Here is a 26,265-nt window from a genome sequence, read left to right on the forward strand (position 1 = left end):
TCAGTTTTGAGAGTTTTATCGGGTTACAGGCGATCGGCCGATTTTATTCAGTTTATTTTCATAAATGGTATTTGAGTTGCTGCAAAGGGTGCAGCTTAAACAGGCTGTTCACACTCAGGTAAAAGTCAATCAAGGCCGGCTTTAAGACATAAAAATAGCCACTCAATGGAGCGGCTATTGGGCCAAAATCATCATGGCCCTTGGGAGAGAAGGACGGGTTTATTTGCCCGGTAAGTCAAACCAGATCATCTGGCTTTCTTCGGTTGCCTGAATATCCGCATGTTCCGCGAATAACAGTGCATCACCAGCTTTAACCGTATGTTCACCAATCTGCACTTCACCACGAATCACATGCACATAGTTGAGCTGCTGGGTCGCCTGTACGTTTAGGCTTTGGCCGGCTTCAAGTACCGCGGTTTTCACTTCAGCCTGCTGGCGAATATGCATTGGAGCCTGTTCGTTCGGGCCAACAATCAGGTGCCATTGGTTCGGCTGTTCACGTGGGTCGAGTTTAATTTGCTGATAATTTGGCTCTGCATCACGCACATTTGGATGAATCCAGATTTGCAGCATATGCACTGGTACATCGCCCTGGTTGATTTCACTGTGCTGAACCCCGGTTCCGGCGCTCATCAGCTGCCATTCACCCGCACTGATATGCCGTTCATTGCCCATGCTGTCTTTATGTGAAATGGTGCCATCCAGTACACAGGTTAAAATTTCCATGTTGTCATGCGGATGGGTACCAAAACCATTGTGGGCAGCAATCCGGTCATCATTAATCACACGAAGCACACTCACACCCATGTATTTCGGGTTGTACCAGCTGCCAAATGAAAAGCTGTGTTTGGTGTCTAACCAGCCGGCTTTAACATGACCACGTTCTTCACTACGATGTAAGTAGGCGTTCATCAGATAATCCTCTAATTCTTTTTGAGCTTGAGGCTATCTTAGTGTTTTACCTGGTGCCTGTTCTAGGCATGGAATGCAACATATCGTTCCAGATTCGCAACGTCATAGATTCAAACCTCCGTAATCAAAAAAGCCTGCATCGGCAGGCTTTTTATGGGGTATAAGCAGATTATTCGAGGAATTTAACCGTAACCCCTGAACGGACTTTACGGCCCAGGTCGTTGGCATCCCAGTTGGTCAGACGGATACAGCCATGCGAATAGGATTTAGAAATCATCGACGGGTTTGGCGTACCGTGAATACCAAAGGATTTTTTGCTCAGACCAATCCAGATATTCCCCACTGGACCGTTTGGACCTGGTGGTAAGGACAGTGGCTTCATGTTTTTGCCCTGGATAAAGTTACTTGGCGAGTAGCTGTACCACGGGTTTGGTGCCACACCAGTCACTTTATAAGTCCCGGTTGGTGAAGGGGTGTTGGTATTACCAATACTGGCCGGGAATGATGCGATCATCTGGTTGCGGCTGTTAAATAGATACAGCTGCTTAGCGCCTTTGTGCGCCACAATCAGGTGGATATCTTCCGGCAGGTCATTACGCACATTGGCCACAATCAGTTTTTGACCGGCTTTGTTAAAGTTGGCATTTGGATTGAGCTTTTTCAGGAAGTTCTCATCCATATGGAACTTTTCACCCAGCATTTCAGTGACGCTGGTGTAGTGCAGGCCTTTCATTTTGGCTTGCAGTGCATAATCGCCCGGAATTGATTTCACATACGGACCTTTCAGGTCATCTTCAGTAATGGTGTATTCCACGAAAGCCGGTTTTGAACCCTGACGGGCAATTAAAGCATCCCAGGTTTCCTGCGTTAGCACACCGGTCGGTTTAATCCCGTTCATCTGCTGGAAAGAGGCAATCGCTTTCAGGGTATTTTTACCGCTGGTTCCATCAATCGCACCCGGAGAAGCATGAGCATTATTGAGCATCACATGCGCGCGCGCATAGACCGGGAACTGGCCTTTGCCAATATTTTCATACCAGCTGGCATTGTTCAGGCCATCTAAAGTCCAGGAGGCTTTGGCTGGCGCTGTGCTGGCTGAAGTCGTTGCAGGCGCAGCAGTTGTCGGTGCGCTGCCGATATCAGCCTGGGTATCTTCGGCATTTTGCAGGTCTTCAAGGGTCGCTGAAGCCTTGTTTAAATCTTGTTCTTCTTGTTGCGTAATTTGCGTTTCAACTTCTGAAGGTACGACTGCCGCTGATGCGTCTGTTGCAAGCGGATCAATCGGATCTTCAACCGCTGTATCGCTAATCAATTGAGGATTCAACGGCTGTTCAGCAGTGGTTGCAGCCAGGGCTGTACCAGCAAACATGCAACTTAAACTCATGGCGAGTACTGTGCGAACGAACATGTAAGTCAACCTTAAGAATTATTCATTTACATTTTAAAAACTACACAAGTATTACAGAAAAAATGAGGAGATGCAGTATCTGTTTTGTGTAAATATCACTTTTATCTTTTACAGTCCGGCATTTTTAAAGGACTAAAGAAGTTATTAAAATTTCTGCCTTTTTGATATGATGGATGCAAGATTCAGTCGAAGTTAGGAAAGTAAATGACGGCCTTAAAAAATGATCGTTTTCTACGTGCCTTGTTGCGTGAACCCGTAGATACCACGCCGGTATGGATGATGCGTCAAGCAGGACGTTATCTGCCTGAGTATCGTGAAACCCGTGCCAAGGCCGGAGATTTTCTTTCCTTGTGCAAAAATACCGAATTTGCCTGTGAAGTGACCTTACAGCCTTTGCGCCGTTATGAGCTGGATGCAGCCATTCTATTCTCCGATATTTTAACCGTACCGGATGCTTTGGGCTTAGGTTTGTACTTTGAAGCTGGTGAAGGTCCGAAGTTTCATAAAACTGTGCGTACCGAGCAGGATGTCGCCAATCTGCCGAATTTTAATGCCAAGTCAGATCTGGACTATGTCATGAATGCGGTGTCGACCATTCGTTCGGCTCTGGGCGGACAGGTGCCGTTAATTGGTTTTTCTGGCAGTCCGTGGACGCTGGCGACTTATATGGTTGAAGGTGGTTCAAGCAAGGATTTCCGCTTTACCAAGCAGATGATGTATGCCCAGCCGGAAGTGATGCATGCCTTGCTCGACCGTCTGGCAGTCGCCGTGATTGACTATTTGAATGCGCAAATTGATGCTGGTGCACAAGCGGTACAGATTTTTGACAGCTGGGGCGGGGCACTGGCGCATCGTGAATATATCGAGTTCTCGCTGAACTATATGCAAAAGATTGTAGCGGGTCTGCAACGTGAAAAAGATGGCCGTAAAATTCCGGTCATTCTATTTACCAAAGGCGGCGGTCAATGGCTGGAGCCAATGGTGGCCACCGGTGCCGATGCCTTTGGTCTGGACTGGACCACGCCATTAAATGTGGCGCGCCAAACCGTGAATGGCCGTGCTGCCTTACAGGGCAACCTCGATCCAGCCACGTTATATGGAAGCCCGGACTCAATTGCCAAGGCGACCAAAGCCATGCTGGATGATGCCTATGCCCATGGTGAAAAAACTGGCTATATTGCCAACCTTGGACATGGTATTACCCAATGGGTTGATCCGGCCAATCCGAAAGTCTTTATTGATACGGTGCATGAATACAGTGCCAAGTACCTTTAAGAAGATGCAACAATATTAGGATTCAACCTTGATCACAATTTTAAAATCAGGTTTTGAATTCACTTATAAGGCAGCTTCGGCTGCCTTATTTGGAATTTTATTGCTGATAGCTTTTGCTTTTACCGCCAGTCTGGGTAGCCAGGACTATTACGGTTTTTTCCGTTATGACTATTTGCTGTTTTATGCGGTCCTTATCCAGATTTTACTGTTGTATCTCAAGCTGGAATCCTGGGCCGAGGCTAAAGTCATTGCGCTGTTTCATCTGCTGGCGATGATTATGGAAATTTTTCTGACCCATCCGGCGATTGCGTCCTGGCAGTATCCGCAGCCGGCCGTATTTAAAATTATGACCGTGCCGCTGTTTGCCGGGTTTATGTATTCGGCCGTCGGCAGTTTCTTTGCCCGGTCCTTGCGTTTGTATCGGGTATCTTTTACTCGCTTGCCGGGTTTTGCCAATATGCTGAGTCTGGCGGTGCTGTCTTATATTAATTTTATGAGCAAGTTTTTTGTGCCGGATATCCGCTATGTGCTGTTTGCCTGGAGCGTACTGATATTCTGGAAAACCCGTATCCAGTTTGAATTGCAGCATCACCGGATGCAGCTGCCGATGTTACCGGTCTTGTTGTTACTGGCCTTTATTATCTGGATTGCAGAAAATATCAGCACCTTTTACCAGATCTGGCTGTATCCAAGTCAGGTCGACAGCTGGCATATGGTTGGCTGGGGCAAGTTGGGGTCCTGGTATCTGCTGTTATTGCTGAGTCTGGTGCTGGTCTTGAAAATTCTGGGTGATCGTCAGCCAAATGGCATCTGGCAACTGAAACCTGCGCACTTAAAGGATACAGAAAAATAATTTTTCCACTTTGGTATAAAGTGTTTTGTGTTCGCTGGCGGATGCGTTATCTTTAAACAGTGTAATAAAAATTACACATTGTGAAACAATAACAAACTCAGATAATAAATTCTGGAGACTTTTATGTTAAAAAAATTAGCTTTGGCAGCAGTATTGGCAGCAGGTTCAACAGCAGCATTTGCAGACGCTGATGCCGGCTGTGGTATTGGTTCTCAAGTTTGGGCAGGTCAGTCTGGTAAAGTGCCTAAAATTTTAGCTGCTACAACCAATGGTATTTTTGCAAACCAGTTGTTCGGTATTACCTTCGGTACTTTAGGCTGTAGCGGTACTGGTACTGTAACTGCGCAAGTGGTGACATTTACCAATGAAAATGCCGAAACGCTGGCGCGTGATATGGCTGTAGGCGAGGGTGAAAGCCTGAACGTACTGGCTGAATTACTGAGCATTAAAGCAGAAGACAAAGCACGTTTCTTTGCAGTGACCAAACAAAACTTCTCTGAAATTTATTCAGCTGACAACCAGACTTCTGTTGAAGTGCTGGCTTCTTTACAGTCAGTGATGGCACAAGACGACATCTTAAAAGCCTACGTCTAATTAAGCATCCCATAAAACCCTGTCTTCTGGCAGGGTTTTTCTCTATATAAGAACCGAATAAGAATTGATCTGCTGAATGAAACCTCTTGCTTTTGTATGTGCTGCTTTGTTATCTCCTGTGGCGTATGCCGCGACGTCTTCTTCTGAATCTTCAACGCCGGCACAGTTGTATATCCAGCGTGCTGAACAGCAGCAACTGGCACAGCAAAATACCTGGCAACGCTTAATGTATGCCAATACTTCCGGGCAGAGTACTGTCAGCTATGCCGGCTATTTTTTAACAGAGGCCAAAACACCCGATTTAAATCAGGAATTACAGGCGAATATTGCAGCGCTGTTTCAGCAGGCCGAGCCAAATCAATCGGTACAATGCCGTTTTCCGGCACGTAGCCGCTGGCTGGTGCAACAACTGAATATTCCACAGACGGAACTGGCTGCCGTGGCCTGTCCGGAACTGGATGAATGGATTGGCCAGATTCGTCCATACAAAACCACTTTAATTTATGCCACCGATTTTATGGGCAATCCCAGCTCCATGTTCGGGCATACCTTGCTGCGACTGGACCCGAAAGATCAGCAGGAACTGAACCTGATTTCCTATGCGGTAAATTATGCGGCCACAGTGCCGGGTGAGCAAAGCTGGTCCTATGCCTGGAAAGGTCTGACCGGACAGTATCCGGGTGAATATTCCCTCATGCCGTATTACCGCAAGGTTAAGGAATATGGTGATCTGGAAAGCCGCGATTTATGGGAATACGAGCTGGATTTAAGCCCGGATGAAACCCGTTTTCTGGTGGAACATATCTGGGAAATGAAGCACGTCAGCTTTCCCTATTATTTTGTCAGTGATAACTGTGCCTATCGTTTATTGGGCCTGATTGATCTGGTCCGTCCAGAGCTGAATTTACAGCAACAGTTTAAAGTGGCGTCGATTCCAGTTGAAACCATCAAGGCGCTGGCAGATTCAGATCTGGTCAAAGACACGGTCTATCGCCCGGCACTAGAAACCCAGTTACTGGCTCAAGCCCGCCAGCATGGTACAGACCTGGCGCAAGCTGCACATCAGCTGGCTTTTGCCGAATCTGCCGATTTAAATACGTTATTACAGTCTTATACCGCATTAGAGCAGGCCAAAATACTGGAAATGGCCTACGATGATCTGTACCTGCAGTTTTTAGCCCGCAAGGTCGAAACCGGTTTTGCCCAGCCACGTTTACGCCAATTACTCAGCCTGCGAAGCCAGCTTCAGGTCGACAAGCAGCGCCGCGCGCCGGACGTCCCAAACGTTGATCCAAGCCAGGGCCATCATGCGCGTAATCTGACGTTAAGCACTGGTGAAGTGCAGGGACAATCCTTTATCGAACTGGGCCATCGGCAAGCCTATCATGATCTGCTCGATCCGCAAGGTGGTTTTCGCACTGGGACTCAATTGCTATTTTTACAGGGTGCGCTGCAATATCGGGATGAAACCCTAAAACTGAGTCAGCTCGATGTGCTGGCGGTGAACTCCTATAACCCGATTACGCCGTTTAAAACACCATTGTCCTGGGGTTTTAATCTGGGCTGGACCCAGGAAGCGCTCGATCAGCATGGTCAGTTCAGCACTCAGGAACAGCATGGTGTAGCCAATTTACAGGTCCAGATGGGCTATAGCTGGGCCAGTGCCGACCGTGAGCATATTTGCTATGCCCAGCTACAAAACCATCTACAGGCCGGTAAAGCACTGGGTCGTGGCTGGCGCGTGGGTGTCGGACCCACCTTGGGCTGCCAGAATATCTGGAGTCCGCAGCTGAATAGTGTGCTGCAAGTGGAATTGCCATACTGGGAAGATGCCCAGCAATGGAATTTGAGACTGCACAGCCAGCTGCAATATGTGCTGAATCCGCAGCATGCGATTCGTCTGGGCTGGGAATATCAGCAGCAGGATCAACAGGACTGGCATCAGACCAGTCTTGGTTATGCCTGGTTCTTTTAAGCTGAAGTCGTGAAGTCAGGCTTGAAAATCCAGATTGTTATTAAGTGAATATTCATTTAATTCACAAAAGAATTGTCTTATGTGACAGCTGCGTTAAAATCTGCGCTGTAATTCATCTGTGTGAGGCGGTTGTATGAACCAAGAGCGTATAGAGGAACTTGCAGCGCAGTGGCAGGCGATTTGCGGGCAATTTTCTGAAACCGATTTAAGCTATAGCTTCGAGTTCATTCAACAGCATGTCACGGTGCTGGTGGCCGAATTTTATCGACAGATGATGCAGGAGCAGGAAGCCTCTTATTTCCTGTCTGATGAACTGGTGCGTAGCCGCCTGAAAAATGCCTTGCAGCAATGGCTGCTGGACAGTTTTGCAGTTCCGTTCAAGCAGGATTTTAAAGCCATTGTCGCCAAGCAGCTGAAAGTTGGGGAAGTGCATGCGCGTATTGGCGTTCCCTCCTGGCTGATTATTCGCGGCATCCGCGAAATCCAGCGCAAAAGTTTTGCCTTTTTTCTGCAAACCCCGCAGGCCGATGTACTGGCTGCTGCCGATTATATGACCCAGGTGCTGAGCCTGGCCGCGGAAATTATGTGCCGCACTTATGAGGCCAAGGTGGAAATTCATAATGATATGAAACACACCTACCGCCTGTTTTCTGCCATGCAGGATGTGGCCGTGCAAAAAGACCGCCAGCGCGGTTGTCTGCTGGACTGGGAAAATGAGCTGATGTTTAAAGCCTTTTCTGACCAGTCACAGCTGTTTCATCCGCCACTCTCCAAATCTGAATTTGGCCTGTGGTTCATTCATAAAGCAGCCTATGCTTTTGCCAGCGCCGAGCAGGTCGAGTTTATTATCCAGCGGATTTATCAGGTGGATCAGTTGAACCAGCAGCTGCTGGACACTTCCAATCAGCAGCAGAAGCTGTTACTGATTCAGCAGATTCGCTGTAAAAACCGCGAAATCCAGCATCTGGTCGATCAGCTGTTTCAGGTGGCGGAATATATCGGCACGGGCAATGATTCGCTGACCCAGCTGTTAAACCGGCGTTATTTAAATACCATCCTGATTCGTGAAATCCAGTTCTCGCGCAAAAACCGCTCACCTTTAAGTCTACTGGCGATTGATGCCGATTTCTTTAAAGAGATTAATGACCGCTATGGCCATGCCGCCGGTGATCTGGCCTTGCAGTTTATGGCCGAAGTGCTGCTGGAATCGAGCAAGGGCAGTGATTATGCTTTCCGGGTTGGTGGGGAAGAGTTTTTATTGCTGCTGGTCGATAGTGACTGGAACCGGGCCCAGATGATTGCCGAAACCATCCGTCGCCGGGTTGAAGATACCCCAATCCGTTCTGCTGAAGGTGAGAGTTTTAAATTTACCGTGAGTATTGGCGCAGTGCAGTATGATGGCCATCCGGATTATCAGCGTTTTCTGGATGCCGCAGATGCAGCCTTATATAGCGCCAAAAATGCCGGACGTAATCAGGTCTATCTGGCCAAATAAGCCTTTTAAGTCTCATCCCGGCATGAAAAAACGCCCAAAACTGTCGGGCGTTTTTTATATCAAAGCAGCAAGATAAAACCAGCCAAAACATCAAAAAGCTCAAGCGGTATTTTAGGCCTCAACCACCACATAATATTTTTTCACTGCTGCAACCACTTCAAAGGTACCGACAAAACCCGGTGGAATAATTCCGGCCTGACCGGCGGTAACTTCAATATATTGTCCGTGCTGGTCATGAATACGCACCACGCCTTCAATCACATTAAAGAATTCCTGTTTATTGTCAGCAAAGACAATATTCCAGGCGCCGACTTCGCACTGCCAGATGCCACAGCTCATATTGGGATGTTCATAGGCACTATATGTATCACGTTTGGGATTGCCTTTGACCAAACGATCCGGACGCGGGAAGTCGACACTGCATTCACTTTGGGTCAGGCCCTGACCGGCTAAATAAATTGAAGACATTTGCATTCCTTAAAATAATAGGGAAACCAGCGGTAGTATAAGAAACAGGACATAAAAAAGCCCCAACAGATGTCGAGGCTTCAGCATGATTTTAGCTTAGTAACTTTCAGGCACAGCACTTAAAAATTCACGGCGTGCATCTTTATCGGTTTTAAAGTCACCAATAAATGACACGGTACGTGTGGTCGATTCCTGCTTGCCAACACCACGCATCATCATGCACATGTGTGCAGAGTCAATCACCACCGCAACACCGCGGGCTTTGGTCACTTCAGCCACGGCTTCTGCAATCTGCTGGGTCAGGTTTTCCTGAATCTGTAAACGGCGCGCAAACATTTCAGTAATACGGGCAAATTTAGACAGTCCCAAAACATTGCCTTCCGGTAAATAGGCAATATGCACACGGCCATAAAATGGCAGCAGGTGATGCTCGCATAGCGAATAGAATTCGATATTTTTGACCAGCACCATTTCACGGTTATCAGACGGGAACACGGCGTTGTTGGTCACTTCAGCCAACGTCTGGCTATAACCCGAGGTTAAATACGAAAATGCTTTAGCAGCACGCATAGGCGTATCTTTGAGACCAGGGCGATTTAAATCTTCACCAACGGCAGTAAGAATGTTTGCGTAGGATTGCTGCATAGACATAAGACGTGTTCACTTACACTGATATTGAACAAGGACGGCATTGTAGCAGAAAACCGCAACAATGCCTGCTTTTGAGGAAAAATCCGCTTATTGTTTAAACTTTGGATTCTTTTCTGCACGTTTTAGCAGAACCAGCACCGCACCGGTGCCGCCCTGTTTTTCCGGTGCACTGACAAAGGCCAGAACATCACGATGCTGACGTAACCAGCCATTGACATAGGTTTTTAAAATGGCTTCCGGGCCTTTACCATGCACAATTTTAATCACGTTCTGGTTTTCATCTTTGGCCATCTGGATAATTTGCAGCACCGCCACCCGGGCTTCTTCCACGGTACAGCCATGCAGGTCGACCGCTTCAAACCAGCGCAAATTGCCAGCTTTTAAATCTTCAAACACCTTATGCTGCAAGGTGGCAATGCGGTAGCTTAAACTGGCCTGACTGCCCACCGGATTGAGCATGGCTTGCGTGTCCGACAAAATGGTCTCATCAGTTTGCATGGGGCCTTCGGCGGCTGCGCGTTTAGCCAGCGTCTGGGCATCCAGCTTTTTCTTGGCCGGTTGGGCCACTGGCGCGATATTGCCATGATCCATTTTCTGGACCCCACGCATTTCTTTTTGAAACAGCTCAAAATCTTCGGCCTGTTCCTGTTCAGCCGTTTTGATGGCCGGCGCTGCTGGCTCTACGCGCGGATGCGGATTACTGATCTGCTTTTTAAAGTCTTTGAGTAATTTAAACTGTTCTTTCGATAGCGAAGAATCGTGTTTGCTCATAATCGAAAATAGGAGGATAAAATTTCAATCCAGTATAGTCTGAATTACGCCTGATTTGAACTGAAACGGATTCAGCTTGGCGCTGCATCTGGCTTGAAATGAGAGATGTTAAGATGGGGCGATATAGGAAGATGACCGCCCTATGAAAGTAGGGCAGTGCAATCGCACAGTTCAGGATAAACCTGCCTCCTGAACTGCACCAAGACTTAGACCTTTTGCGGCGTACCAAACAGCTCGCTAAAGGCCTGATCCGGACACGGTTGTTTCATAAAGCTTTCACCGACCAGGAAGGCATGAATGTCATGCTCCTGCATCATCTTGACATCTGCCGGGGTGGCAATACCGCTTTCGGTTACCAGTAAACGTGCTGGATCGAGTAATTTTTTCAGACGCAATGAGGTGTTTAAATCCACATCAAAGGTTTTTAAATTACGGTTGTTCACGCCAAGCAGACAGCGATCACTTAAACGCAAAGCGCGTTCCAGCTCTTCTTCGTCATGCACCTCAACCAGTACATCCAGATTGTGTTCAAATGCGGTTTTCGACATTTCTTCCAGTTGCTGGTCTGACAGGCAGGCTACAATCAGCAAGATACAGTCGGCATGTAGCGCACGAGCTTCAACCACACCATAAGGATCAATCAGGAAGTCTTTCCGCAGTGCAGGCAGGCTGCAATGGTTGCGGGCCAGCGCGATATTTTCATCAGCGCCCTGGAAAAAATCGACATCGGTCAGTACAGACAGACAGGCAGCACCGGCAGCTTCATATTGCTGGGCAATTTCAGCCGGATTAAAGTTTTCACGAATAATCCCTTTAGATGGCGAGGCCTTTTTTATTTCTGCAATCACGCCCGGACGTTTGCTTTTCAAGCTTTGGGCAAAACCGCGCACCGGTGTGGCGGCCTGGGCCAGTTGTTCCAGATCATTCAGACTGCGCTGTTTCAGACGTGCAGCAAACTCTTCCTGTTTGCGATCAACAATTTTACCTAAAATGGTATTTGCGATATCCACCATGATTTTATCCTGCCGTCTTAAGCTTCGTACTGTTTTAAGGTTTTGGTAAATTCGGCCAGTACGCCCATTTTTTCCAGTGCCTGACCGCCATAAATAATGTCATGCGCCAGTGCCACACCCTGTTGATAGGTTTTGGTCAGACCAGACACATAAATCCCGGCGCCGGCATTCAGGGCAATCATGTTGGCCGCTTTTTCACCGCGTTCAGATTTATTTTTGCCAAGTGCATCTTTAATCAGGGCCAGACTTTCTGCCGAGTTTTCCACCACCAGACCGGTGAGGGTTTGCGATTCAATGCCCACTTCTTCTGGAGTAATGGTCCATTCGGTGATTTCCCCATCTTTCAGTTCTGCTACGGTCGTGGCAGATGCCAGACTGATTTCATCCAGACCATCACGTGAATGCACCACCAGCACGTGTTCAGCACCCAGCTGGTTCATCACTTCAGCAATCGGGCGGCAGAGTTCGCTGGAGAATACGCCAATCACAAAACGTTTAACTCCGGCCGGATTCGTAAGCGGGCCGAGCAGGTTAAAAATACTGCGAATACCCAGTTCTTTACGTGGGCCAACTGCATATTTCATGGCTTTATGATGGTTCGGCGCAAACAGGAAACCTACGCCCATATCGCGGATACAGCGTTCAGTTTGCTGCATGTTTAAGTCTAGGTTAATTCCAGCCTGTTCCAGCAGGTCAGAGGAACCAGATTTGGTCGATACGCCGCGGTTACCATGTTTGGCAATGGTGGCGCCAGCGGCTGCAATCACAAAGCTGGATGCCGTCGATACGTTAAACAGGTTCTGGCCATCACCGCCGGTACCGACAATATCGACCAGATACGGAATATCGCTAACGTCAATTTTAATCGCGAACTCGCGCATCACGCGCGCGGCTGCGGTAATTTCATCAATGCTTTCACCTTTCAGGCGCAGGCCCATCATCAGGGCGCCAATTTGCGCATCGGTGGCTTCGCCCGACATGATGGCACGCATCACATCTTCCATTTGTGGCTGAGTCAGGTGAATCTGTTTTGTAATATGATTTAAAGCTTGTTGAATATTCATGGTGTTCACTTTGTGCAAATTAGGCATAAATTTCTAAAAAATTCTGGAAGATTTTGTGGCCATGCTGGCTCAAAATGGATTCCGGGTGGAACTGTACGCCTTCGACCGGCAATGTCTTATGTTTCACGCCCATAATTTCTTCCATGGAACCATCGGCTTCATTGGTCCAGCAGGTGACTTCCAGACATTCTGGTAAGGTCGCCTGATCAATCACCAGCGAGTGGTAACGGGTCGCAGAAAACGGGGAGGGCAAATTGCTGAAAATACCCTGATCGCTGTGATACATATCCGATAAACGGCCGTGCATCACTTTTTTGGCCCGTACAATGTTGCCGCCAAAGGCCTGACCAATACTCTGATGGCCCAGACATACGCCCAATAACGGGATTTTGCCGGCAAAATGTTGAATTGCTGGAATGGAAATGCCTGCTTCAGATGGTGAGCACGGACCGGGACCAATCACCAAATACTTCGGTTGCCATCGCTCAATATCTTCTAATGTGACGCTGTCATTGCGAACGACTTTAACTTCTTGATTTAACTCGCCAAAATACTGGACGATGTTGTAAGTAAAGCTGTCGTAATTATCGATCATCAAAAGCATGAGCTTAACCTGTCAAAATTTATGCACCTGACTGTGCTTGAAGAATTCCCTGAAATGCCTGGTTTTCCAAAGTGGAGGGAGGTCACAACACGGCTATTTTTCGAGCGAAAAAATGCGGGGAAAACGCAGTGCAAATCATCATAGCAAAAAATAAACATGTGCGGCTGAACATTTTCAAGCAGAATAGCTTTTATACAGATGAAATCTTTTAAGTTTATGGCTGAGCTGCATTCAGCTTGTGGCTTTTACGTGTCCGCTGTGATGTTGACCCCTCTTGCTGCCAAACCCCTAAAATGATGCATAATGACGCAGATTCACCAAAATGGCGCATTTTAAAATGGGCATAAAAATTTAGCTGAGCACGACTTGCGAAAAGCGCACAGAAAAGCACTTGAAGAAAAAATAAGCAGAAATAAATGAAAATCTGATTTTTACTGGAAAAAAGAGTTTTTATCTATAAATCACTCAATTAATCCAGTCTGAAATTCATTAGAAAAATTGCATGAAGCGCGAAATTGGCGAAATAAACAGCAGTATTATTAAGCTGTGTTAAAATGAAACCTGATTATTTGCACTATTTTGATACACACGAGAAATCTTTTGCAGGAAAAATCGCAAAGAGTGCTTGAATATGGTGCATTTCAGTATAGCCCTAGTATAATAGGCACAAAGCAAAATCCCTAAATCTTAATTTCTCATAAGAAATTCAATATTTTAACTTTGCTTTTAAAAGTTGGTACGGTAATTGCTTAATAACTGCCAACTACTAACACGCACTTGGGTGTGCAACAAAATATCATTGGAGCAAAATGAGCATGGCGAACAAGGTCCTTCAACTCATACAAGAAAGTGGTGCAAAATGGGTCGATTTCCGCTTTACTGATACTAAGGGTAAAGAGCAGCACGTAACTTACCCTGCAGACAGTATCGATGAAGATACCTTCGAAGACGGTAAAATGTTTGATGGTTCTTCAATTGCTGGTTGGAAAGGCATTGAAGCATCTGACATGATTTTACGTCCAGACGCTGAAACTGGTTTCATCGACCCATTCTTTGCGGAACCAACAGTTGTCGTGACTTGTGATGTCATCGAACCATCTACAGGTCAGGGTTATGAACGTGACCCACGCTCGATTGCTCGCCGTGCAGAAGATTACTTAAAGTCTACCGGTATTGGTGATACTGCATTCTTTGGCCCAGAACCAGAATTCTTCGTATTTGACGAAGTGAAATGGGACATCGATATGTCTGGCGCACGCCACACTTTAATTGCTGAAGAAGCGGCTTGGTCTACAGGTAAAGACTACGAGTCTGGTAACTCTGGCCACCGTCCACGCGTTAAAGGCGGTTACTTCCCGGTTCCTCCAGTTGATTCTCACCACGATATGCGTGCAGATATGTGTGCAAAAATCGAAGAGATCATGGGCCCAGGTCGTGTAGAAGTACATCACCACGAAGTTGCATCTTGCCAGTTAGAGATTGGTGTGAGCTTCAACACCATGGTGCGTAAAGCTGACGAAGTGCAACAGTTCAAATATGCGGTGTGGAACGTAGCGCACCAATACGCGAAAACTGCGACGTTTATGCCTAAACCAATGGTAGGCGATAACGGTTCAGGTATGCACGTGCATATGTCGATCTCTAAAGACGGCAAAAACCTGTTCGCGGGTGATGAATACGCTGGTCTGTCTGAAATGGCACTGTACTTCATTGGCGGTATCATCAAGCATGCCCGTTCATTGAATGCGATTACTAACCCTTCGACTAACTCGTACAAGCGTCTGGTTCCGCACTTCGAAGCACCGATTATGCTGGCTTACTCAGCGCGTAACCGTTCTGCTTCTATCCGTATTCCTTACGTGTCTAGCCCGAAAGGCAAACGTATTGAAGCACGTTTCCCAGATCCAATGATGAACCCGTACTTAGGTTTCGCGGCACTGTTAATGGCGGGTATTGACGGTATCCAGAACAAGATTCACCCAGGTGAAGCGGCGGACAAGAACCTGTACGATCTTCCACCGGAAGAAGAAGCAAAAATTCCAACCGTTGCTCACAGCCTTGAAATGGCGCTGGAAGCACTGGCCGCTGACCATGACTACCTGTTAAAAGGTGGCGTGTTTACAAAAGAAATGCTCGATGCTTATATCGAGCTGAAAACTGAAGAAGTTCGTCGTCTGAACACGACTACTCACCCAGTTGAATTAGACATGTACTACAGCCTGTAATTTGACCTCAGATTCATGCTCAGAAAATCCGCGCTTGTCGCGGATTTTTTTATGGCCTTCATATTCATTTAGGTGAGGTAGATTGATAGTGAATATGACATTTGCGCTTTTTGGCTGAAAAGCCCATGGTTTAGTAACAGATTTCAGTTACACTAGGCCAAGCGATAAAAGGGGAATAAGTGATGCGCGGCCAACAGACCTGTCAATTTCAGGATCAGACCATTCCTGCAGGATTGAAGACATGGCTGTATGCACCGGGCTCTCTGACACAACAATTAACCGATCTGGCCGGTGGCCAGTTTCAGGTACAGCCACTGCGCGAAAGTTTCCAGCGCCTGAGCTTTGAAGATGCCAAATGGCTGGGCATGCCGCATCAGCATACCTCCTGGGTGCGGGAAAGCTATTTATATGGCTGTGAAGAGCAGCCCTGGGTTCAAGCCAAAAGTATTTTTCCGATTTTAAGCCTGCAAAAAAAAGCACGCCTGTTCAAGCATATTGGTAAAAAGCCGATTGGCCGGTTTTTGTTTCAACGTACCAATCCGGCCTGTGAGCGCCGGGTGATTTTATTGCCCGAAGGCTGGACCAGACAGAGCTGCTATACTTGGCATGGCTGTAAATTTATTGTGCAAGAAAGTTTCTTGCCCAGCTTTGAGCAATTTCTACATTCTTCTTTTCAACAGCAACGTGGTTAAGGACAGTCATGGCAACTGCACATTCAATTACCTGGCGTGAGCGCTTGGAAGCCTATTACTATTTATGCCGTTTTGATAAGCCGATTGGCACCGAACTGGTGTTCTGGCCAACCATGTGGGCCTTATGGATTGCTGCTCAGGGAACACCGACCATAGGTGTGCTGATTCCAATGATTCTGGGTGTGATCTTTATGCGTGCGGCAGGCTGTGCCATTAATGACTTTGCCGACCGTAAAGTCGATGCCCATGTTGAGCGCACCAAAACCCGTCCTTTGGCCACCGGCATCATTAGCGCTAAAGAAGCGGTGATGGTGTTTCTGGTGCTGGTTGCTGCCAGTGCCTGCCTGTTGTTGTTCTTGCCGCTTGAAACCTTTTACTGGTCGTTTGGGGCGTTATTTCTGGCTTTTATCTACCCGTTTATGAAACGCTATACTCATTTACCGCAGGTATTTCTGGGCGCCGCATTTTCATGGTCTATTCCTATGGCCTATACCGCGGTGGGTGCAACCCCGGATTTAACCTGCTGGTTATTGTACTTTGGCAACCTGGCCTGGACTGTGGCCTATGACACTCAATATGCGATTACTGACCGCGAATATGATCTCAAAATTGGGGTGAAATCGACCGCCATTTTATTTGGCCGTTATGATATTGAGATTATTTCTGCCTTGCAGCTGATCAGTCTGCTCCTGATTGGCGCGGCGTTGTGGATCGAAAATCTGTTCATGCCATTTGGTCTGGTGGCACTGGCTGCGGTGGCACTGGATTTTATCTATCAATGGCACAAAACCAAAGACCGCAATCCGCAGCAATGTTTCTGGGCTTTTCGGCATAACCGTTGGGTTGGGCTGATGATTTTTGCCGGAATTTTTCTTGCACTTCTCTAGGTTTATGCATTTGGTCTGATCTTGCAAAAAGCCAACAAAGCATCCGAGCAGGATGCTTTTTTTTTATGCTTAACTCAAAGAACTCAGGCTGAGTACTTAACAACAAGAAGATAAAGAGGAATTCAAGATGACAACGACATTTAAAAAACTGTTATTGGCGGTAACCTGCTCCTCGGCGCTGTTATTTACAGCATGTGGTGGCGATGATAATGACTTTAACTTTATCCGTGACAAAACTTTTGTATCTGATGCTGCCTATACCCAAGATGGTATTGAGGGTGCGGTCATCCGGGTCATGACCTATAACATGCCAAATGTACGTGACCAGAAAGCAGAAGCTACCGCCATGGTATTTTATCCGTCCACACCTCGTCCGGTAGATGGCTGGCGTGTGGTGGTCTAGGAACATGGAACAGTGGGCATTGCTGATCATTGTGCACCGAGTCGCAACAGTTTAAATCCGCGTTTTAAGGCCATGGCGGAAAGTTTACTGGCCGCAGGCTATGTGATTGTCGCGCCAGATTATGAAGAGCTGGGCACGCCGGGCATTCATCCGTATTTACATTTAGAAAGTGCGGCCCAGTCTGCTATTTATTCAGTACGCGCCTTAAAAGAAGATCTGGGTGCACACATGCATGGTGCCTGGATGTCGGTGGGGCAGTCACAGGGTGGTCATGCCTCTTTAGGTACTGCGGAATTTGCCAATCAGGATGCCAATTATAAAGGTGCAGTGGCAGCAGCACCGGCTTCGAGTCTGGGTTATATCATTGCGGAAGTCGCGCCGGCGGCCATTCATGATCTGGAGCTGGCAGAGAGTGTTGGTCTGTATCCGGTTGGAACGGCCCGTAATGTCTATGCAGAACTGATGGCCTATGCTGCCTATGTCGCGGTCGGCATTAAAGCCTATGAACCGGACTTTAATTACCTCAGCATCTTCCAGCCGGAATCGCAGGATATTGTGCCAGAAGCCGAAGGCAACAATGGTGAAAATGGCCAATGTCTGGACGAGCTGATGCAGTCCTTTAGAGAAGATATAGATGCCTTTACTGAAAATAGTGATCTTGCTGTGGCTGATTATCCGGGACTGACGGCAAATTTCCAGGACAATGCAACCATTAAGCAGTTCCTGGCCATTAACCAGCCGGCCACCAAAAAGCTGGATAAACCGATTATGGTGATTCAGGGTGAGGCAGATACTGCTGTACCGGCAGCTGTCACCACGGCACTGGTAGATAACTTAAGAGAAATGGGGACGACGGTTGAATATGAATTGGTCCCGGGTGCCTCGCATACCCAGGCCATTGTGCAGAGAAATGCCGAGCTGGTGCGCTTTATTCAAACCCACATGCCTGCGCAATAATGTCCTCCTGAAAAACTCGCTGATCAGTCCGGAAGATCGGGGCTGATCAGCTCTCAGTGACCGAGATTTCGAGTTTGGCCAGTTCCTGAGTAATGAGCTGCAGTGCCAGATTATGGTTATTTTTACGGTAATTGGCATATAGATGGAGCGGCTGAACTTCAAAATCGGTTTCAATGATCGCCACATGCTCATTCAGAAAGCGCAGCAGATATTCCGGCACAAAACTGTAGCCCATCCCTAGATTAATCAGATTAATATGCTGCAATACATTGGTGACCCAGAGTAACTGCTCGGCCGGCATCTGTTCAATCGGCACCTGCCGGGTGACCTGTTCATAAAACACCGGAGAAGCGGTTTGCTCGCACATAATCAGCCGCTGTTGCAGCAAGGCTTCAGCACTCATCCGCGACTTGGTCGGTGCAGATTTTTGCCCTGACACCAGATAGATTTTCTCTGACAAAATGGGAAGATCGACAAAATCATCCTGCTGAATGGCATAGCGGGTCAGGCTTAAATCCAGCTCAGCATTTTTCAGGCGCTGAATCTGCTCCAGACAGGTCAGGCTCTGGATATGAATCTGCAGATTGGGAATGGCCTGTTTTAAGCGTTCTAGCATCAGCGGCAGCACTTTCAGCTCGGCCACGTTCAATAAGCCAATATGAATCTGGTTGTTTTTCTGATGCGCCACCTGACGCGCTGCGGCAATTGCAAGTTTGGCATTTTCAATCGCTTGCAAGGCATAAGGTAAAAAGGCCCGGCCTTCATCGGTTAGTTGAATCTGCCGCGCGGAGCGATCCAGCAAACGAACCCCGACTTCTTCTTCTAAATCCTTAATCTGCTGGCTTAAAGAGGGCTGGGCGGTAAAGAGTTTATCGGCTGCTTTGGTAAAACTCTGTTCTTCTGCCACCGCTGCAAAATAGCGTAAATGCCGTAATTCCATGACTTTCATCCACCGTGCAGATCATCGCCCTAGTGTAACCCAACACAGTCTGAACTGCATTTCACATCAGCCGATGTGTTTTATCCAGCAGCTGACTAGAGCTAAAACCAATAGCACTATCGTTTATACGCATAGAAATAGGCGGGCTGGATGGAGCGGATTACACTGCATACAAATATTCTGCAACAGATACAGCGGTGAAAGGAGTCCGGAATGTCTACACACTATGATACTGATGTGCTGGTGATTGGTACGGGGCCGGCGGGTTCTACTTTAGGGCTGGCCTTGGCCAGTTATGGCATCAGGGTACAGCTGTTTACCCAGTTTAACTGGCTGGCCAACAGTCCGCGTGCGCATATTACCAATCAGCGTGCGATGGAAGTTCTGCGTGACTTGGGCATTGAAGAGCAGGTCAAAGCCATTGCCACGCCGTGGCAGCAGATGGGCGAAAGTTTACTCACCACCAGTCTGGTCGGGGAAGAAATTGCCCGGATGAGCTGCTGGGGCACGGGCGATGAACGTCATGGCGATTACATCAAAGGCAGTCCATGTCCCTTTGTCGATCTGATCCAGCCGAAAATGGAAGCACTGCTGGTCAAGAATGCGGCCGAACGCGGTGCGATTTATAACTTCAATACCGAATATTTATCACATACTCAGGATGAGCACGGCGTAACCGCGACCTTCCTGAATCGGGTGACCCAAACTGAATTTAGCCTGCGAGCCAAATATTTAATTGGTATGGATGGGGCGCGTTCGAAAATTGTCGAAGAGTTGAAGCTGCCCTTAGAAGGAGTGATGGCGCGTGCCGGAACCGTGTACGTCACTTTTAAAGCCGACCTGTCCAAATACGTGGCGCATCGTCCGGCCATTTTACAATGGATTGTGAATCCGGAAGCCAGTTTTGGTGACTTGGGCATGGGATTGCTACGTGCCATTCAGCCCTGGAATGAATGGATTATGGGCTGGGGCTTTGATATCAGCAAAGGCGAGCCGCAAGTCACCGAAGCCCAGGTTCGGGCGCGACTGAACACCTTTGTGGGTGAAGAGGTGCAGCAGGTCGAAATTGAAAAAGTATCTTACTGGTATGTCAATCAGACCTGGGCCACCCAGTATTCGGTGGGGCGTGTGTTCTGTGGTGGCGATGCGGTACATCGTCATCCGCCATCGAGTGGTTTAGGTTCCAACACCTGTATGCAGGATGCGTTTAACCTGGGCTGGAAGCTGGCTTATGTGCTTAAAGGCTGGGCCAAGCCAGCGCTACTGGACTCTTATAGTGATGAACGGGCGCCGGTGGGCAAGCAGATTGTGGCGCGTGCCAACCAGTCCCGTTTTGACTATAAGCACTTAAAAGCAGTATTTGGTTTTGATCAGGGCGTGCAGACCCAGGCCGAGATGTTGCAGCGGATTTTTGCGGAAACACCGGAAGCGGCCGAGATTCGGGAAAAGCTGTATCAGGCGCTGGCGATTAAACATTATGAGTTTAATGCTCAAGGGGTGGAGCTAAACCAGCGTTATCTGTCCAATGCCGTGCTGGCAGAAACAGATGAAGAAATCTTTGTACAGGACCCGCAGCTGTATTTGCAAGCCACCACACGTCCGGGTGCCAAACTACCGCATACCTGGCTGATTGATGCGCAGGGCTATAAACATTCCACCCTGGATATTGTCGGTAAAGGGCGCTTTACGCTACTGACCGGTTTATCGGGTGCAGCATGGAAAGCGGCAGCGGCCCGGTTAAAGCTGGACTATCTGGATGTGATTCAGATTGGTTCACGTGAACATCGCGATGTCTATGCCACCTGGCAGCAAAAATCGGAAATTGCCGATGCCGGTGCCGTGCTGGTACGTCCGGATGGCTATGTGGCTTGGCGGATGCAGGACACACCAGAACAAGGCTTTGATCATCTGGCCTGTTTAACTCAGGTTTTTGGCGAGATTCAGCTGAACCTCTAATCGGGTAGATGAGCAGTCTGACGTGATCTGTAACGCAGCCGTCTGTAGCCGTACAGGCGGCTGTGTTGTATCTTCAGGTTCAAGCAAACATCAACAGAGGCTTTGTCCTCGAAAATGATTTTGTTATATTGAGCGTCATTTTGATGCATCTGACAGAGGACTCTCTCATGACCGCGCCTGAACAGCAACGACCGAATCAGCCACTCAATACCAAAAAGATTATTCTGTTGGCCAGTTTAGGTCTGCTGATTCCTGTTTTTCTGGTCAGTATGGCGTTTCTGGCTGTCAACAGCGATGCGAAAAATCAGGAAAAATATAAACAGCAGCAGGCAGAGATGATTGCGCGGATTAAAGCGCGTGAAGCGGCTGAACAACAGCAGGCGCAGCAACAAGCTCAACAACAGGCCAATGCGAAACCAGCAGCTTCTGAAGCTGTAGCGCCTTAATTAAAGAATATCCTGCTGCAATTGTCTGATACTCGGAATCTCCGTGTATCGGATCACCTGATAGCCCGCCTCAAGCAACATGGCATCCCGCTCGGCATCTTCGCTTTCTTTGCCAATATGAGTGGGATCATCCAGTTCAATAATAATCACCACATTCATCTGCTGATCCAGCAAAACAAAATCGGTGACCTTGCGATTAAAGCGGGAACGGATCTTGTAGTTACTATTGGTAATTAACGCACTAAAAGCAACTTGAGCCAGAATATGATGTTCGGGAAAAGCCTGCTTTAAGCGGGCAAACATCTTGGCTTCAAACGGGGTAATGACTTTTTTCGGAAAATATTTCTGTTTGGGGCGCAAATAGGAGGCTGCCACCAGCAGCATCAGCACCAGTGTGGCCAGGCAGCCAATAAAGAAGAAAGTCGACTGAGCGCTATTGAACACAACACATACTTGTATAAAGAAAAAACCCACTCAAATGGAGTGGGTTTTTAGAATCTTGGCTCTCCCACCTGGGCTCGAACCAGGGACCTGCGGATTAACAGTCCGTCGCTCTACCGACTGAGCTATGGGAGAATCTGAAACGCATTCTAGGCGGCAAAGGGCAGGTGGTCAAGTCCGCGGCCTGAAAAAATGTAGTTTTTCAGTTTAACTGAATTAAAAATAAACGAATGAAGGCGTTTGGAAGCAGAAAGCTTGGTGTGTGGCTTTTACTGGTCTATGACGGGCAGGGTGCCGTGGTACAGGTAGGGGCTATTTTAGGATGATGATTCTCATTGAATCCCCCAATCTAAACGCCATAAAAAAACCCACTCAACTGGAGTGGGTTTTTAGAATCTTGGCTCTCCCACCTGGGCTCGAACCAGGGACCTGCGGATTAACAGTCCGTCGCTCTACCGACTGAGCTATGGGAGATTAGATGGCTCTCCAACCTGGGCTCGAACCAGGGACCTGCGGATTAACAGTCCGTCGCTCTACCGACTGAGCTATTGGAGAATCTGATGCGCATTTTAGGGAGGAATGCGCCGGTCGTCAACCAGATTATTTAAACAAATGAATCATTTGCCTTAGATTTATGCAGTTATTCCCTAAAAATAAAAAAATCACCCTTAAAGGGTGATTTTTTACACAGAAAAATAAAATTATTTTTCTACGCCAGCTGGTTGGCCTGCAAGTTTCGCGTTGGCATAATCCCAGTTCACCAGGCTTTCAAGGAAAGTCGAGATGTACTTAGGACGTGCGTTACGGAAGTCGATGTAGTAAGCGTGTTCCCAAACGTCAATCGTTAATACTGCAATTTTGCCGTGCGCCATTGGCGTATCTGCATTTGAAGTTTTCATGATTGACAGTTTGCCGTTTACGTCGTCAGCCACTAACCATGCCCAACCTGAACCGAATTGAGTTGCAGCAGCAGTTGCAAATTCTTCAGCAAATTTTTCGTATGAACCAAAAGCTTCATCAATTTTCGCTGCAATTGCACCAGTAGGTTTACCACCACCGTTTTTCGCCATACAGTTCCAGTAGAATGTGTGGTTCCATACTTGTGCAGCATTGTTGAAAATACCTGCTTTAGAAGCATCGCCAGCACTTGCCTTGATGATTTCTTCTAAAGTTTTACCTTCAAGCTCAGTACCTGCGATCAGGTTGTTCAGGTTCACAACATAGGTGTTGTGGTGCTTGTCATGGTGAAATTCTAAAGTCTCTTTGCTGATGTGCGGCGCAAGATCTTCGTAACCATATGGTAATGCTGGTAAAGTAATCGTTGTCATGTTTTCAATTCCTTGCTTATGCTGGGTTTTGAGTTTAAGTCGGCTTATTGTAATAGATTATTCAACAAAATTGCGCATTGCTTATAAATAACATTACACAATAAATCCTTAATTTATACGTATAAGCCAGCCTCAATTCATCTCCCAAGTTTTAAATCGGATTATTCAATTCGAAATAGACATATTCGAGATTAAATTCGCGTGCCAGCGCCTGTCCCAAACGCTGTACACCGTAGCGTTCAGTCGCGTGATGGCCACAGGCATAATAATGGACGCCCAGTTCTTTGGCTTCATAAAAGGTACGTTCTGACACTTCGCCAGAAATATAGGCATCACAGTCTTGCGCTGCGGCTTTATGAATATAATCCTGCGCGCCGCCGGTACAGAAACCGACTTTGCGGATTTCGGTTGGATTGGCCGGTAAATGAATGGTATCAAACCCCAGTTTTTCACTTAACAGGGCTTTAAACGCTTCTGGTGACATGGCCTGTTTTAAATAGCCAATATTGCCAATTGGATGACGTTCACTCGGGTCCAGTGCTTCTAGTTGCTCCAGTCCCAAAATATCAGCAATGGCCGCATTATTGCCCAGTTCAGGATGTGAATCGAGCGGTAAATGATAACCTACCAGTGAAATATCATGCTGGATTAGGCTTTTAATGCGTTTACCGCGCATTCCGGTAATCGGGTAGGGTTCACCTTTCCAGAAATAGCCATGATGCACCAGCAGCACATCGGCCTGCTCGGCAATGGCGGCTTCAATTGCATCTTGTGATGCAGTTACCGCACACAGAATTTTTTTGACTTCCGGCTTGCCTTCAATTTGCAAGCCGTTCGGGGCATAGTCTTTAAACTCGGCTGATTTTAAGGTTTGATCACACCAGCGGATCAGGTCATGCAGCTTAGCCATAAATCTCTCAAAAGCCTTAAATTTTGTTGTCATCAAAACATATTTTGAATTGTAACTAAAGCAGCACAAAACTCTTTAGTGATTTTTATGTTTCCTTATGTATTTCGCTTTACAATAGGTCATAAATTACTTAGTCATCAATGAATTAAAAAATTTTAGAGGATAGAGCTGTGCGCCGGACCTTTACATGGTTACCTTGGGTGTTACTTATTATTGTGATTATTGGCTTTTTGGGCTGGCAACAGTTTCAAAAACCGAAAGCTCCCGTTGCCCCGGATGGGGTGAAAATGCCTGCTGAAAAAGTAGAACCGCTGATTGATACCACCCGTACTGGCGGGGTGGTGTCTTATAGTGCTGCCGTAAAAGTAGCAGCACCGGCCGTGGTCAATATTTTTACCACCCAGAAAATCAAGCAGCCTAATCATCCTTTGTTTAATGATCCGGCATTCCGTGAATTTTTTGGTGATCAGTTACCGGAACAATATCGCCAGGGACCTAATGAAAACAGCCTCGGTTCCGGGGTGATTGTACGTGCCGATGGTTACATTTTGACGAATAACCATGTGATTGCCCAGGCCGATCAGATTGTGGTGGCCTTGCATGATGGCCGTCGTGCCGAGGCAAAAGTGGTCGGCACCGATCCGGATACCGACTTGGCGGTAATTAAAATTGAGCTGGATCAGTTACCGGTTTTACCATTTAAACTCAGTGGCAATGAAGTCGGTGATGTGGTGCTGGCGATTGGTAACCCGTTTGGGGTAGGCCAAACCGTCACTCAGGGGATTATTTCCGCGACCGGTCGTTCGGATTTAGGCATTAATACCTATGAAGACTTTATTCAGACTGATGCTGCCATTAACCCGGGGAATTCCGGCGGTGCGCTAATTGATGTGGCCGGGAACTTAATTGGGGTTAATACCGCAATTTTCTCGCAATCGGGCGGTTCTTTGGGCATTGGCTTTGCTATTCCGGCACAGGTCTGTCAGCAGGTACTGAACTCGATTTTAAAAGATGGTCGCGTGGTACGTGGCTGGTTAGGTATTAGCTTATTGCCGGTACAGCAACAGAATATTCTGGAGCCAAAACAAAGTGGCGTGGTGGTGGCAGATGTCTTGGCCAATGGTCCTGCGGCCAAAGCCGGTATTCGCCGTGGCGATAAAATCCTGAAAGTGAATGATGAAGAGATTAGCTCAACATCACACCTGATTAATTATGTGGCGCTGCAGCAACCGAACCAGCCGGTGAATATCCTGATTGAACGTGAAGAACAGTCTTTAGAGCTGCAAGTGGTGGTTGGTGAGCGTAAAGTGCAAAACAGTGATAAACAGTTTATTCCATTACCAGAATAAGCTCGCAGTACGCGCTGTAAATTAAACATGAAAAAGCGTCCAACCGGGCTAATGCCAGTCAGTTAAGAGATTGACTGGCTTTTTCTTGGGTATTTTTGAGGTTTTCCTTTTACAACCCTTGGATAACTCCTCACTCTTCTCTCAGGTATAACATACCGATTAGATTTCTCCATTAAACTTTCCAGATGTTTGGGTAGATTACCTGCAGAAGCCAAAGAGTCGAATCTGAGTAAATTAAGAAGGGCAATAGATGCAATATGAAAACTAATTCTCAAAGGACTTACTTTAGCTCGTTGAGCCATATATTTCATTTGTCTTCTTAGAACATTATAAGCAATCAAGACACCCCATAATTCTTGATAAATTAAGTCTGGCTGTTTGCTCCTTAAGTGCTTACCTTCGTGTAAATTGCTTTTAATTTCTCGGTAACACATCTCTATCTCCCAACGTTGAGCATATAACTTTGCCAAGGCTATAAGTGGGTATGTCTTTGAATCTAATAATGAAGTAATGTAACGTCTGATTTTTCCTGCCTGCTCAACTTCAATTAAACGTGCTTCCCAGTAATCTCCTAATGCTGGATTAAGTTTTTTGGCTCTTGCTGATATTGGCATCCTGATATGAAAATCATGTGGGGAATTCCGTTTA

The 26,265-nt window shown here is 47.2% G+C and carries 24 protein-coding genes, 3 tRNA genes and 1 pseudogene; 12 read left to right on the forward strand and 16 right to left on the reverse strand.

Features of this window, described 5'->3' with window-relative positions; translation table 11 throughout:
• Positions 1-219 precede the first annotated feature (219 nt).
• Together FTT68_RS01260 and FTT68_RS01265 are read right to left on the reverse strand one after the other, a co-directional pair.
• Positions 220-912: a pirin-like bicupin family protein gene (locus tag FTT68_RS01260; protein ID WP_005176460.1), complete on the reverse strand. Its 693-nt coding sequence runs from the start codon at positions 910-912 to the stop codon at positions 220-222.
• Between the two features lie 169 nt (positions 913-1,081).
• Entirely contained in the window at positions 1,082-2,320 is a 1,239-nt protein-coding gene (locus FTT68_RS01265) for a L,D-transpeptidase (protein WP_016659969.1), read from the reverse strand.
• A 204-nt stretch (positions 2,321-2,524) separates the two neighbouring features.
• On the opposite strand from FTT68_RS01265, the gene hemE reads away from it, so the two are divergent.
• The 5 genes from hemE (at position 2,525) to FTT68_RS01290 (ending at position 8,512) form a co-directional block, all read left to right on the forward strand.
• A complete protein-coding gene (hemE, locus tag FTT68_RS01270) occupies positions 2,525-3,595 on the forward strand; it encodes a uroporphyrinogen decarboxylase (protein ID WP_168398982.1) in 1,071 nt (356 codons plus the stop codon).
• 28 nt (positions 3,596-3,623) lie between these two features.
• Positions 3,624-4,448, forward strand: a complete 825-nt coding sequence (locus tag FTT68_RS01275; protein WP_016659970.1) for a DUF817 family protein — start codon at positions 3,624-3,626, stop codon at positions 4,446-4,448.
• A 123-nt stretch (positions 4,449-4,571) separates the two neighbouring features.
• Positions 4,572-5,042: a DUF3015 family protein gene (locus FTT68_RS01280; RefSeq protein WP_005176467.1), complete on the forward strand. Its 471-nt coding sequence runs from the start codon at positions 4,572-4,574 to the stop codon at positions 5,040-5,042.
• Between the two features lie 76 nt (positions 5,043-5,118).
• Positions 5,119-7,017 (forward strand): DUF4105 domain-containing protein, encoded by a 1,899-nt coding sequence (locus tag FTT68_RS01285; protein WP_180006714.1) that lies wholly within the window; start codon positions 5,119-5,121, stop codon positions 7,015-7,017.
• Positions 7,018-7,150: 133 nt separating this feature from the next.
• Positions 7,151-8,512 carry a diguanylate cyclase gene (locus FTT68_RS01290; protein WP_104473477.1) on the forward strand — a complete coding sequence of 454 codons (1,362 nt, stop codon included), beginning with the start codon at positions 7,151-7,153 and terminating at the stop codon, positions 8,510-8,512.
• Between the two features lie 111 nt (positions 8,513-8,623).
• On the opposite strand, the gene FTT68_RS01295 is transcribed toward FTT68_RS01290, so the two are convergent.
• The 6 genes from FTT68_RS01295 to FTT68_RS01320 form a co-directional block, all read right to left on the reverse strand.
• On the reverse strand, positions 8,624-8,980 hold the full coding sequence (locus FTT68_RS01295) for a cupin domain-containing protein (protein WP_005176472.1): 357 nt from the start codon (positions 8,978-8,980) through the stop codon (positions 8,624-8,626).
• Positions 8,981-9,076: 96 nt separating this feature from the next.
• Complete coding sequence (gene folE, locus FTT68_RS01300) at positions 9,077-9,625, reverse strand: GTP cyclohydrolase I FolE (protein ID WP_005176473.1); 549 nt, start codon at positions 9,623-9,625, stop codon at positions 9,077-9,079.
• Positions 9,626-9,718: 93 nt separating this feature from the next.
• Entirely contained in the window at positions 9,719-10,402 is a 684-nt protein-coding gene (locus tag FTT68_RS01305) for a Smr/MutS family protein (RefSeq protein WP_005176474.1), read from the reverse strand.
• 206 nt (positions 10,403-10,608) lie between these two features.
• Entirely contained in the window at positions 10,609-11,415 is an 807-nt protein-coding gene (gene trpC, locus FTT68_RS01310; protein ID WP_005176475.1) for an indole-3-glycerol phosphate synthase TrpC, read from the reverse strand.
• A 17-nt stretch (positions 11,416-11,432) separates the two neighbouring features.
• A complete protein-coding gene (gene trpD / locus FTT68_RS01315; RefSeq protein WP_016659977.1) occupies positions 11,433-12,479 on the reverse strand; it encodes an anthranilate phosphoribosyltransferase in 1,047 nt (348 codons plus the stop codon).
• A 19-nt stretch (positions 12,480-12,498) separates the two neighbouring features.
• Complete coding sequence (locus tag FTT68_RS01320; RefSeq protein ID WP_218952640.1) at positions 12,499-13,083, reverse strand: aminodeoxychorismate/anthranilate synthase component II; 585 nt, start codon at positions 13,081-13,083, stop codon at positions 12,499-12,501.
• 809 nt (positions 13,084-13,892) lie between these two features.
• On the opposite strand from FTT68_RS01320, the gene glnA reads away from it, so the two are divergent.
• The 4 genes and pseudogenes from glnA to FTT68_RS01340 all read left to right on the forward strand — a co-directional run bounded on the left by glnA (position 13,893) and on the right by FTT68_RS01340 (position 18,247).
• Positions 13,893-15,308 carry a type I glutamate--ammonia ligase gene (glnA, locus tag FTT68_RS01325; protein ID WP_171065055.1) on the forward strand — a complete coding sequence of 472 codons (1,416 nt, stop codon included), beginning with the start codon at positions 13,893-13,895 and terminating at the stop codon, positions 15,306-15,308.
• Between the two features lie 182 nt (positions 15,309-15,490).
• Positions 15,491-16,000 (forward strand): chorismate lyase, encoded by a 510-nt coding sequence (locus FTT68_RS01330; protein WP_016659978.1) that lies wholly within the window; start codon positions 15,491-15,493, stop codon positions 15,998-16,000.
• An 8-nt stretch (positions 16,001-16,008) separates the two neighbouring features.
• Positions 16,009-16,887: a 4-hydroxybenzoate octaprenyltransferase gene (gene ubiA, locus FTT68_RS01335; protein ID WP_104488826.1), complete on the forward strand. Its 879-nt coding sequence runs from the start codon at positions 16,009-16,011 to the stop codon at positions 16,885-16,887.
• A gap of 127 nt (positions 16,888-17,014) precedes the next feature.
• A pseudogene (locus FTT68_RS01340) lies at positions 17,015-18,247 on the forward strand (alpha/beta hydrolase family protein).
• 46 nt (positions 18,248-18,293) lie between these two features.
• On the opposite strand, the gene FTT68_RS01345 reads toward FTT68_RS01340, so the two are convergent.
• Positions 18,294-19,187, reverse strand: a complete 894-nt coding sequence (locus tag FTT68_RS01345) for a LysR family transcriptional regulator (protein ID WP_016659982.1) — start codon at positions 19,185-19,187, stop codon at positions 18,294-18,296.
• 213 nt (positions 19,188-19,400) lie between these two features.
• On the opposite strand from FTT68_RS01345, the gene FTT68_RS01350 reads away from it, so the two are divergent.
• Both FTT68_RS01350 and FTT68_RS01355 read left to right on the forward strand, forming a co-directional pair.
• Entirely contained in the window at positions 19,401-21,143 is a 1,743-nt protein-coding gene (locus FTT68_RS01350) for an FAD-dependent monooxygenase (RefSeq protein WP_075167159.1), read from the forward strand.
• Positions 21,144-21,310: 167 nt separating this feature from the next.
• Entirely contained in the window at positions 21,311-21,589 is a 279-nt protein-coding gene (locus FTT68_RS01355) for a hypothetical protein (RefSeq protein ID WP_168397327.1), read from the forward strand.
• On the opposite strand, the gene FTT68_RS01360 is transcribed toward FTT68_RS01355, so the two are convergent.
• From FTT68_RS01360 to FTT68_RS01385, 6 genes are all read right to left on the reverse strand, one after another.
• On the reverse strand, positions 21,590-22,033 hold the full coding sequence (locus FTT68_RS01360) for a DUF2726 domain-containing protein (protein ID WP_005176498.1): 444 nt from the start codon (positions 22,031-22,033) through the stop codon (positions 21,590-21,592).
• A 56-nt stretch (positions 22,034-22,089) separates the two neighbouring features.
• Positions 22,090-22,165, reverse strand: a tRNA-Asn gene (locus tag FTT68_RS01365).
• A gap of 263 nt (positions 22,166-22,428) precedes the next feature.
• Positions 22,429-22,504: transfer RNA gene (locus FTT68_RS01370), tRNA-Asn, on the reverse strand.
• A gap of 5 nt (positions 22,505-22,509) precedes the next feature.
• Positions 22,510-22,585: transfer RNA gene (locus FTT68_RS01375), tRNA-Asn, on the reverse strand.
• 146 nt (positions 22,586-22,731) lie between these two features.
• The gene (locus tag FTT68_RS01380) at positions 22,732-23,358 is read right to left on the reverse strand and encodes a superoxide dismutase (RefSeq protein ID WP_005176500.1); all 627 of its coding nucleotides are present in this window, start codon (positions 23,356-23,358) and stop codon (positions 22,732-22,734) included.
• 151 nt (positions 23,359-23,509) lie between these two features.
• Entirely contained in the window at positions 23,510-24,268 is a 759-nt protein-coding gene (locus FTT68_RS01385) for a Nif3-like dinuclear metal center hexameric protein (RefSeq protein ID WP_005176501.1), read from the reverse strand.
• Between the two features lie 170 nt (positions 24,269-24,438).
• Between FTT68_RS01385 and FTT68_RS01390 the strand changes: the two genes are divergently transcribed.
• A complete protein-coding gene (locus tag FTT68_RS01390; protein WP_005176504.1) occupies positions 24,439-25,617 on the forward strand; it encodes a trypsin-like peptidase domain-containing protein in 1,179 nt (392 codons plus the stop codon).
• Positions 25,618-25,679: 62 nt separating this feature from the next.
• Here FTT68_RS01390 and FTT68_RS01395 read toward each other — a convergent pair.
• On the reverse strand, positions 25,680-26,265 hold a 586-nt coding region (locus FTT68_RS01395), incomplete at its 5' end, for a transposase (RefSeq protein ID WP_180175118.1).

Origin of the sequence: Acinetobacter sp. Q85-2 (genome assembly GCF_013420555.1) — a bacterium.
GTDB lineage: Bacteria > Pseudomonadota > Gammaproteobacteria > Pseudomonadales > Moraxellaceae > Acinetobacter > Acinetobacter indicus.

Coding starts and splice junctions, on each gene's coding strand:
- FTT68_RS01290 (WP_104473477.1), top strand. CDS start 7,151: ATGAACCAAGAGCGTATAGAGGAACTTGCAGCGCAGTGGCAGGCGATT.
- folE (WP_005176473.1), bottom strand. CDS start 9,625: ATGCAGCAATCCTACGCAAACATTCTTACTGCCGTTGGTGAAGATTTA.
- FTT68_RS01285 (WP_180006714.1), top strand. CDS start 5,119: ATGAAACCTCTTGCTTTTGTATGTGCTGCTTTGTTATCTCCTGTGGCG.
- FTT68_RS01280 (WP_005176467.1), top strand. CDS start 4,572: ATGTTAAAAAAATTAGCTTTGGCAGCAGTATTGGCAGCAGGTTCAACA.
- FTT68_RS01330 (WP_016659978.1), top strand. CDS start 15,491: ATGCGCGGCCAACAGACCTGTCAATTTCAGGATCAGACCATTCCTGCA.
- FTT68_RS01265 (WP_016659969.1), bottom strand. CDS start 2,320: ATGTTCGTTCGCACAGTACTCGCCATGAGTTTAAGTTGCATGTTTGCT.
- trpD (WP_016659977.1), bottom strand. CDS start 12,479: ATGAATATTCAACAAGCTTTAAATCATATTACAAAACAGATTCACCTG.
- FTT68_RS01305 (WP_005176474.1), bottom strand. CDS start 10,402: ATGAGCAAACACGATTCTTCGCTATCGAAAGAACAGTTTAAATTACTC.
- FTT68_RS01350 (WP_075167159.1), top strand. CDS start 19,401: ATGTCTACACACTATGATACTGATGTGCTGGTGATTGGTACGGGGCCG.
- glnA (WP_171065055.1), top strand. CDS start 13,893: ATGAGCATGGCGAACAAGGTCCTTCAACTCATACAAGAAAGTGGTGCA.
- hemE (WP_168398982.1), top strand. CDS start 2,525: ATGACGGCCTTAAAAAATGATCGTTTTCTACGTGCCTTGTTGCGTGAA.
- ubiA (WP_104488826.1), top strand. CDS start 16,009: ATGGCAACTGCACATTCAATTACCTGGCGTGAGCGCTTGGAAGCCTAT.
- FTT68_RS01380 (WP_005176500.1), bottom strand. CDS start 23,358: ATGACAACGATTACTTTACCAGCATTACCATATGGTTACGAAGATCTT.
- FTT68_RS01385 (WP_005176501.1), bottom strand. CDS start 24,268: ATGGCTAAGCTGCATGACCTGATCCGCTGGTGTGATCAAACCTTAAAA.
- FTT68_RS01320 (WP_218952640.1), bottom strand. CDS start 13,083: ATGCTTTTGATGATCGATAATTACGACAGCTTTACTTACAACATCGTC.
- FTT68_RS01355 (WP_168397327.1), top strand. CDS start 21,311: ATGACCGCGCCTGAACAGCAACGACCGAATCAGCCACTCAATACCAAA.
- trpC (WP_005176475.1), bottom strand. CDS start 11,415: ATGGTGGATATCGCAAATACCATTTTAGGTAAAATTGTTGATCGCAAA.
- FTT68_RS01295 (WP_005176472.1), bottom strand. CDS start 8,980: ATGTCTTCAATTTATTTAGCCGGTCAGGGCCTGACCCAAAGTGAATGC.
- FTT68_RS01260 (WP_005176460.1), bottom strand. CDS start 912: ATGAACGCCTACTTACATCGTAGTGAAGAACGTGGTCATGTTAAAGCC.
- FTT68_RS01345 (WP_016659982.1), bottom strand. CDS start 19,187: ATGGAATTACGGCATTTACGCTATTTTGCAGCGGTGGCAGAAGAACAG.